Source organism: Streptomyces sp. NPDC088124 (genome assembly GCF_040685895.1).
In the GTDB taxonomy this organism is placed as follows: Bacteria; Actinomycetota; Actinomycetes; order Streptomycetales; family Streptomycetaceae; genus Streptomyces.
In genome coordinates, this window is the sequence record NZ_JBFBJB010000113.1 from 1 (window position 1) to 9,193 (window position 9,193).

Sequence of the window (9,193 nt, forward strand, 5' to 3'; positions counted from 1 at the left end):
GACGGTCAGTCGGGGTTGACGGCGGAGCGGTTTGTTGCGGATCCGTTCGGTTCGGGTGGGCGTTTGTACCGGACGGGTGATGTGGTGCGGTGGCGTGGGGATGGGCGGCTGGATTTTCTGGGCCGGGGTGATGGTCAGGTGAAGGTGCGGGGGTTCCGTATCGAGGTGGGTGAGATCGAGGCGGTGCTGGCGCGGCATGAGTCGGTGGGTGTGGCCGCGGTGGTGGCCCGGGAGGACCGGCCGGGTGTGAAGAGGTTGGTGGCGTATGTGGTGGCCGACGGGGATCTGGATGTGGAGGGGCTGCGGGAGTACACGGCGGCGCTGCTGCCGGAGTACATGGTGCCGTCGGCGTTCGTGGTGGTGGAGGCGTTGCCGTTGACGGTCAACGGGAAGGTGGACCGGCGGGCGTTGCCGGAGCCGTCTTTCGAGGCCGGGGACGGGTATGTCGCCCCGCGCACCGAGGCGGAGCGGGCTCTTGCAGCCGTTTGGGCCGAGGTTCTGGGTGTCGAGCGGGTGGGGGTGGAGGACGACTTTTTCGAGCTGGGCGGGGACTCCATCTCCAGCCTGAAGGTGGTGTCCCGTATCCGGGCCGCGCTGGGGGCAGGGCTCTCGCCGCGCGCCCTCTTCGACCACCCCACCGTCGCCCGCCTGGCCCAGGCCGTACGTCCCGAGCCCGAGGAGGCCGGCATAGTTCCGGCTCCCCGGACGGCGGGCGGCCTGCCGTTGTCGTTCGCGCAGGAACGCCTCTGGTTCCTGGATGACTTCGCCCGGGACGGAGTCGAGTACAACGTCGTCACCGCGCTCCGCCTCACCGGGGATCTCGACCGGGACGCACTGCTGACCGCGGTCTCGCGGCTGGTGGCCCGGCATGAATCCCTCCGGACGACCTTCGGCTCCGTCGACGGACGGGGTGTGCAGATCGTGCACGACTCCGTCGAAGTCCCGCTGCGGTCGGGCGGGTTGGACGACGCGTTGGCGCTCGCCGTCTCCATGCCCTTCGATCTGCGTACGGGGCCTCTGCTGCGGGTGCTGCTCGCGGACGTCTCCGAGCAGGAGCACGTACTCGTCCTGGCGATGCACCACATCGTCACCGACGGCTGGTCGATGGGCGTGATCACACGCGAACTGAGCGCCTTCTACACCGCCGCCGTACGGGGCGAGGAGCCCGACCTCGACGTACTGCCGGTGCAGTATCCCGACTTCGCGGTCTGGCAGCGCGACAGGCTCGCCGCCGGGACGTCCCTGGACGACGATCTCACCTACTGGCGCACCCAGTTGGACGGCCTGGAGCCGCTGGAACTGCCGACGGACCGGCCTCGTCCCGCGGTGCGGTCCGCCGCCGGGGCGCTGCACGCCTTCGACGTACCGGAGGAGCTGGCGGAACGGCTGGCACGGGCCGGGCAGCGCGAGGGCGCGAGCCTGTTCATGGTGCTGACCGCGGTCACGCAACTGCTCTTCGCGCGCTACACCGGCCGTGCGGACATCGCGTTGGGCACGGTCGTGTCGGGCCGGGAGCGGGCCGAGACCGAAGGGCTGGTGGGCTTCTTCGCCAACACTCTCGTGCTGCGCTCGCGGGTGGACGAGTCGTGCACGTTCGGCGCGTTCCTGGCCGAGGTGAGGAGCACCGTCCTCGACGCCTTCGCTCACCAGGACGTACCGTTCAGCACGCTGATAGAGACCTTGTCGCCGGAGCGGGACACGAGCCGCACGCCCCTCGTGCAGGCCATGCTCGTCCTCCAGAACACGCCACGGGCCGGCTTCGACCTCCCCGGTGTGCGCGTGGAGGAGTTCCTGCCGCCGCGCGACACCGCGCAGTTCGATCTCCACCTGGAGTTCCAGCCCGGCGCGCGCGGCGGCCTGGAGGCCGTGGCGGTGCACAGTGATCTGTTCGACGGGGCCACGATCGCGCGGATGGTCCAGCACTGGCTGACCCTGGCCGATCTGCTGACCGCCGATCTGCTGACCGCCGACGTGCCGGCCGCCCGGGCCCTCCGGGAGTACGACCCGCTCTCCGCCGACGAGCGCGCCCGGCTCCTCGACACCTGGAACGAGAGCGGGGACCCGGGCACCCCCGCCGTGTCGCCGCTCGCCATGTTCGAGGAGCGGGCCCGTGCCACGCCGGACGCGCCCGCCGTAACGTACGTAGGCACCACCATCGGCTACGGCGAGCTGGACGCGCGCGCCACGCGGCTCGCCGCGCACCTGGCCGCCCGGGGCGTCCGCCCCGAGTCCCGGGTGGGGCTGGTCCTGCCGCGCTCGGTCGATCTGGTGGTCGCCGTCCTGGCCGTGCTGAAGGCGGGCGGGGCCTATGTGCCGGTGGATCCGGCGTCGCCGGCCGACCGGATCGCGTACATCTTCGAGGACAGCTCCGTCGGTCTGGTGGTCACGTCCCGGGAGACCGCGGACGCGATCCCCGCCGGGCCCGATGGCGCCCGTACGGTGGTGCTGGACGCCCCTGACACGGTGCGGGCGCTCGCCGCCGGCCGCGGAGACCGGCACGCGCCGGCCGTCCGCGCCGAGTCGGCCGCGTACGTCATCTACACCTCCGGATCGACCGGACGGCCCAAGGGAGTGGTCGTCTCACACGGGAACGTGGCCCGGCTGCTCGCCGCGACCGAGCAGGAGTTCGCGTTCGGCGCGGACGACGTGTGGACGATGTTCCACTCCTACGCGTTCGACTTCACCGTGTGGGAGCTGTGGGGCGCCCTCGCCTACGGGGGCAGGCTGGTCGTGGTCGGCAGGGACGTGGCCCGGGCGCCCGCGGACTTCGCGCGGCTCCTCGCCGACGAGCGGGTGACCGTACTCAACCAGACCCCCTCGGCGTTCTACCGGCTCGCCGAAGAGATTGACGCGCAGCCCGGCGCGCGTGATCAACTCGCTCTGCGGGCTGTCGTGTTCGGCGGTGAGGCGCTCGACTGGACGCGTATCGCCGGGTGGGTGGAGCGGTCCGGCAACGGCGGACCCGTCCTCGTCAACATGTACGGGATCACCGAGACCACCGTGCATGTCACCAGCCGCCGCGCGGAACCGGCGTACGCCGCGGCCGGCGCCGGAAGTGTGATCGGTCGCGCACTGCCCCACCTGCGCGCATACGTCCTGGACGCGTCCTGCCGCCCGGTGCCGCCGGGCGTACGGGGCGAGCTGTACATCGCCGGAGGCGGTCTGGCGCGCGGCTATCTGGAGCGGCCCGGCCTCAGCTCCGGGCGCTTCGTCGCGGATCCGTACGGTCCGCCCGGGACCCGGATGTACCGGACGGGCGACACCGCACGCTGGAACAGCGCCGGGAGCCTCGACTACCTGGGGCGCAACGACGATCAGGTGAAGATCCGCGGCTTCCGCATCGAGCTGGGGGAGATCGAGGCCCTGGTCGTGCGCCACCCGGGCGTGGCACAGGGCGCCGTGGTGGTACGGGAGGATCAGCCCGGCGACCAGCGGCTGGTGGCGTACATCGTGCCGAGCGGCGGCGGGACACGCGCGGGCGCGCCGGCACAAGCCCCGGCAGGCGGGGACGCGGGCGCTCCGGAACAGGGCGCGGGCGGGCGGGAGTTCGACGAGGGCGCGCTGCGCCGTTCGCTGGCCGAGGCTCTGCCGGAGTACATGGTCCCGGCCGCGTTCGTCGTGCTGGAGCGGCTGCCGCTGACCACGAACGGCAAACTCGACCGCCGTGCTCTGCCCGCCCCCGCCTACGGCGGCCGGAGCACATACGTGGCGCCGCGCACTCCGACGGAAGAGGCCGTGGCGGAGATCTGGGCCGAGGTGCTGGGGCTGGAGCCCGGGCAGGTGGGGGTCGAGGAGGACTTCTTCAGCCTGGGCGGAAACTCGGTCCTCAGTCTTCGCGTGATTGCTAGGGTCCGGACAGTGTTCGACATCGACCCCTCGGCACGGGTGATGTTTGATTTCCCGACGATTGAGCAACTCGCCGGGAAGGTCGAGGAGTTGATTATCGCGGAAATCGAGAACGGCGAGGACGTGGCCCTTTAGGAGGGGCCCGGACACACACCAACGCGTCATCCGCGTGCGCGTCGACGGGACCGGGAGACATCCGGTTCCGTCGACCGCGCACGCGCGCTTCTGCCTGCTTGTTTTCATGATGTGGATGTGAGGGAGCTTTCCATGGACGCCGCGTCTTCGCGCGAGGCCCGGATCAGTTCGCTGCCGGAACACGTGCAGGAGAAACTCCGGAGCCGGCTCGCGGGGCGCGCGAGCGGCCGGAACCGCAACACCATCGGGCCGGTGGACCGGAACGGGACGCTCCCCCTCTCCTTCGCCCAGCAGCGGCTGTGGTTCATGACGGAGTACCAGCGTGACTCCACGGAGAACAACTCGGGGCTCAGCCTGCGGCTCACCGGCCCGCTGGACATCGCCGCGCTCCGCGCCGCGCTGGACGCGATCGTGGCGCGGCACGAACCGCTGCGCACCACCTTCGCGGCGGAGGAGGGCGTGGCGCGGCAGATCGTCCATCCGGCGATGGAACTGCCGTTCACCTACGTCGACCTGACAGCGTCGGAGGAGGTTCGGGCCGGCCTGGAGGAGGAGTGCGACCGGCTGATCTCCCGCGCGATGGCGGAACCGTACGACCTGGAGACCGGACCGCTGGTACGCGTCCTGCTCGTCCGCGTCGGCCAGGACACGCACCGGCTCCTGCTGGCGATGCACCACATCGTCACCGACGGCGCCTCCATGGAGATCATCGTCCGTGAAGTGAGGGCGAGTTACGCCGCCGCTCTGCGCGGAGACCTCGGCGCGGCCGGACTTGAGCCGCTCTCTGTCCAGTATGCGGACTACGCGGCCTGGCAGCGGACCCGATTCTCCGGCGACGCGCTCGGCCGCCATGTCGACTACTGGCGCGCCCAGTTGGACGGCATCCAGCCCCTGGAACTGCCGACCGACCGGCCGCGCCCGACCCCCGGGGTGACCGTCGGTTCGGGCTCGGACTCGCGTTCGGGTTCGGACTCGGGTTCGGGTTCGCGCTCGGGTTCGGGTTCGGGGGCCGTGCATGCCTTCACGCTGCCAGCCGATGTCGCGGCCGGGCTGCGCGCCGTCGGCCAGGACGGGGGCGCCAGCCTCTTCGTCACCCTGACCGCCGTGACTCAGCTCCTCATGGCCCGGCGCAGCGGCCGGAACGACATCGCGGTCGGCACCGCCGTACCCGGACGAGAGCGCGCCGAGGTGGAGAATCTCGTCGGCTTCTTCATCAATATTCTCGTGCTGCGGTCCCGGATCGATCAGAGCCGTTCGTTCACCGAATATCTCGCTCAGGTACGGGAAACCGTACTGGCGGCATTCGAACACCAGGACGTTCCTTTCGAGCGGCTGGTGGAAATCCTCGCTCCGGAACGCGACACCTCGCGTACACCACTCGTCCAGTCGATGGTGGTGCTTCAGAACACCCCCACCGAGTCGGGGGATTTCGAGGGCCTGCGGGTCGAGCGCGGAACTCTCGCCCGTCAGGAATCACCGTACGAGGTGAGCTGGGAATTCGAGGAGAGCGGGGAGGAACTGCACTGCGCCATCGAGTACAGCACCGACCTCTTCGACGCGGCCACCGTCGAACGCATGGGCCGGCACTTCATCGCCCTGGCCCACGCCGTCGTCACCGACCCCGGACGGCCCCTGGCCGAAGCCGCGCTGCTCGCCCCCGGTGAACTGGCGGGTCTCCTCGCCGACGGCAAGTCCGACACCCGTCCCGAGGCGGCCGAGGGCACGATACCGGCGCGTTTCGCCGAGCAGGCCACCCGTACGCCCGACGCGCCCGCCCTCACCAGCGCGAGCGGCGAGTCCCTCACGTACCGCCAACTCAACGCACGCGCGAACCAGTTGGCACACCACCTGCTCGACTGCGGCGTCGCCCCCGAGGATCCGGTCGCGATCTGCCTGCCGCGCGACACCGATCTCGTCGTCGCCATCCTCGCCGTCCTCAAGGCCGGCGGCGCCTACCTGCCGGTGGACCCGGCGCTGCCGCGCGACCGCGTCGCGTGGATGCTCGCGGAGAGCGGAGTCCGCGTCGCGGTCACGGTGGATACGCTCGCCGGGCTGCTGCCCGAAGCGACTCCGAGCGGCGGCGACGTGCCCGTCACACCCCACACCCCCGTCACACCCCACACCCCCGTCACACCCCACACCCCCGTCACACCCCACACCCCCGTCACACTCCGCACCGTCGTCCACGTCGACCGGCTGCGCGAGCGGATCGCCGGGCTGCCGACCCGTACCCCCGAGGTGGCCGTCGCCGCGGGCAACACCGCCTACGTGATCTACACCTCCGGCTCCACCGGCCGGCCCAAGGGGGTCCTCGGTCTCCACGGCGGGCTGCTCAGCCGCTGGGCGTGGTTCGCCGAGACCTACCCCGAGTGGCGCGACGCCGTGGTGTGCGCGAAGAGCTCCGTCAGCTTCCTCGACAGCGCGACGGAGATCCTCGGCACACTCGTCCACGGCGGCCGCATCGTCCTCGCCTCCGACGACGAGGCCAAGGATCCCCTCGCCCTGGCGGCACTCATCGAGCGCCACCGCGTCGAACGGCTGACCCTCGTCCCCAGCCTGCTGTCGGTCCTCCTCGACGAGGTCGACCCGGCCGCCCTCGCCTCCTGCACCAGCTGGATCAGCAGCGGTGAGCCACTGAGCCGCGCGCTCGCCGCCCGCTTCCGCGCACGGCTGCCGCACGCACGGCTGCTCAACCTCTACGGATCGTCGGAGATCAGCGCCGACAGCCTGGTGTGGGAGGCGGACGGACCGGACGTGCGGATCGGCAAGCCCGTCTGGAACAACCAGGTGTACGTGCTCGACGCGAAGCTCCGGCCCGTCCCGCGCGGGGTGCCGGGCGAGCTGTACGTGGCGGGAGCCGGGCTCGCACGCGGGTACGCCAACCGGCCCGACCGTACGGCGGAACGGTTCGTCGCCGACCCGTTCGACGCCTCGGGACGGCTCTTCCGCACCGGCGACCTCGTCCGCTGGGCCACCGACGGCACCCTGGAACACCTCGGACGCGCGGACGACCAGGTGAAGGTGCGCGGCTTCCGTATCGAACCCGGCGAGATCGAGGCCGCCCTGCGGCTGCACCCAGCCGTCGCCGACGCCGCGGTCGTCGTACGGGAGGACGGCCAGGGCACGGCGCGCCTGGCCGGCTATGTCGTACCGGCCGAGGGGCATTCCCTGCCGGCGGCGCGCGCACTGCGGGACCTCGTCCGGCAGAGCCTGCCCGACTACATGGTGCCCGCCGCGTTCGTTCCGCTCGACACCCTTCCGCTGACCTCCAGCGGCAAGCTCGACCGCCGCTCGCTGCCCACCCCCGACTGGGCGGACTCCGCCGCGTACGTCGCGCCGGGCACCGCCACGGAGACGGCGCTCGCGGCCATCTGGGCCGAGGTGCTCGGTACCGAACGGGTCGGCGCCGAGGACGACTTCTTCGCGCTCGGCGGACACTCCCTGCTCGCCACCCGGGTGATCAGCCGGATCAGGAACGGCCTGCGCGCGGAACTCACCGTACGCGACCTCTTCGAGGCACCCCGGCTCGCCGACCTCGCCGCCGTTGTGGACGGCCTGCTCGCGGCCGAGGCCGGGGCCGCGGCCGGGGCCGAGCCGTCCGTGGCTCCGACGACCGGCACGGACGCGCCCGCCGCCACGGCCGGCCGGTACGAGCCGATCGCACCGGCGCCGCGAGACGGCCGGCTGCCGCTCTCCTTCGCCCAGGAACGCCTCTGGTTCCTCGACGACTTCGCGCCCGGCGCCGCCGAGTACAACGTCTGCGGCACCCTCCGGCTGACCGGCAGACTGGACCGCACCGCGCTGACCACCGCCGTCGCGGGCCTCGTCGCCCGCCACGAGGCGCTGCGCACCACCTTCGAGACGGTGGACGGCCGGGGGACCCAACTGGTCCACGACACGGTGGAGGTGCCGGTACGGACAGCCGCCCCCGCCACGGACGCCGAGCTGGACGCCGTACTCCGCGCCGAGGCGGCGCAGCCGTTCGACCTGCGGACCGGACCCCTGCTGCGCGTACTGCTCGCCACGACCGACGAGGGCGACGGCACGTACACGCTCATGCTGACGATGCATCACATCGTCACGGACGGCTGGTCGATGGGGGTCGTCACTCGCGAGCTGAGCGAGTTCTACGCCGCGGCCGTACGGGGAGAGCGCCCGGCCCTTCCCGATCTCCCGGTGCAGTACCCCGACTACGCCGTCTGGCAGCGCGACCGGCTGGCCGGCGCCGCGCTGGACGGCCAACTCGACTACTGGCGCGGGCGGCTGGCGGGCCTGGAGCCGCTGGAGCTGCCGACGTCACGGCCGCGCCCGGCGGTCCGCACCTCGGCCGGCGCCCTGCACACCTTCGAGGTCCCGGCAGAGCTCACGCGCGGCCTGACGGCGCTCGGCCGTGACCGGGGCGCCAGCCTGTTCATGGTGCTCACAGCGGTGACGCAGCTGCTGCTGGCCCGCTACAGCGGCCGGACGGACATCGCCCTCGGCACAGGCGTGTCCGGCCGGGAGCGGCCGGAGCTGGAGGACCTGGTCGGGTTCTTCGTGAACACGCTCGTTCTGCGGACCGAGATCGACGAGTCCGAGACCTTCGAGGAGCTGCTCTCCCGGGTCCGTACGACCGTACTGGATGCCTTCGCCCACCAGGACGTCCCGTTCAGCAAGCTGATCGAGGAGCTCTCCCCGGAGCGGGACACCAGCAGGACCGCGCTGGTCCAGGCCATGATCGTGCTCCAGAACACGCCGCACGCGGAGTTCGACCTGCCCGGCCTGCGGGCCGAGGCGATCCCGTCGGTCAGGGGCGCGTCCCAGTTCGACATCACGTTCGCGTTCTCCGAGCAGGACGGGCGGCTGCTCGCGGCGGCCGAATACAGCACGGACCTGTTCGACGGTGTGCTGGTGGAGAGGCTGTGCCGGCACTGGCTGGAGCTGGCCGGTGTGGTCGTGGGTGGCGGCGCGGGGCGCCGGCTGTGCGGTGTGGGGCTGGTCTCGGGCGCCGAGCGGGATGTGCTGGCGGGCGACTGGGGCGTGTCGGGCGTAGGCGGTCGTGCGGCGGGGGTTTCCCTGTGGGGTCTGGTGGAGTCCCGCGTGATGTCGTCTCCTGGCCGGATTGCGGTGGTGTGTGCCGAAGTGTCTCTGTCGTATGGGGAGTTGGCGGAGCGGGTGGAGTGGTTGGCGGGGTGGCTGGTTGGCGAGGGTGTTGGGGTGGAGTCGCGGGTGG

2 protein-coding genes are annotated in these 9,193 nt (G+C 71.7%); both read left to right on the forward strand.

What is annotated here, in order from left to right; genetic code table 11:
• The first annotated feature begins 138 nt into the window (after positions 1-138).
• Positions 139-3,981, forward strand: coding sequence for an amino acid adenylation domain-containing protein (locus AB0P17_RS42790; RefSeq protein WP_365820470.1), 3,843 nt, complete (start codon positions 139-141; stop codon positions 3,979-3,981).
• 132 nt (positions 3,982-4,113) lie between these two features.
• Positions 4,114-9,193 (forward strand): amino acid adenylation domain-containing protein (locus AB0P17_RS42795; protein WP_365820472.1); only part of this gene is annotated, 5,080 nt, incomplete at its 3' end.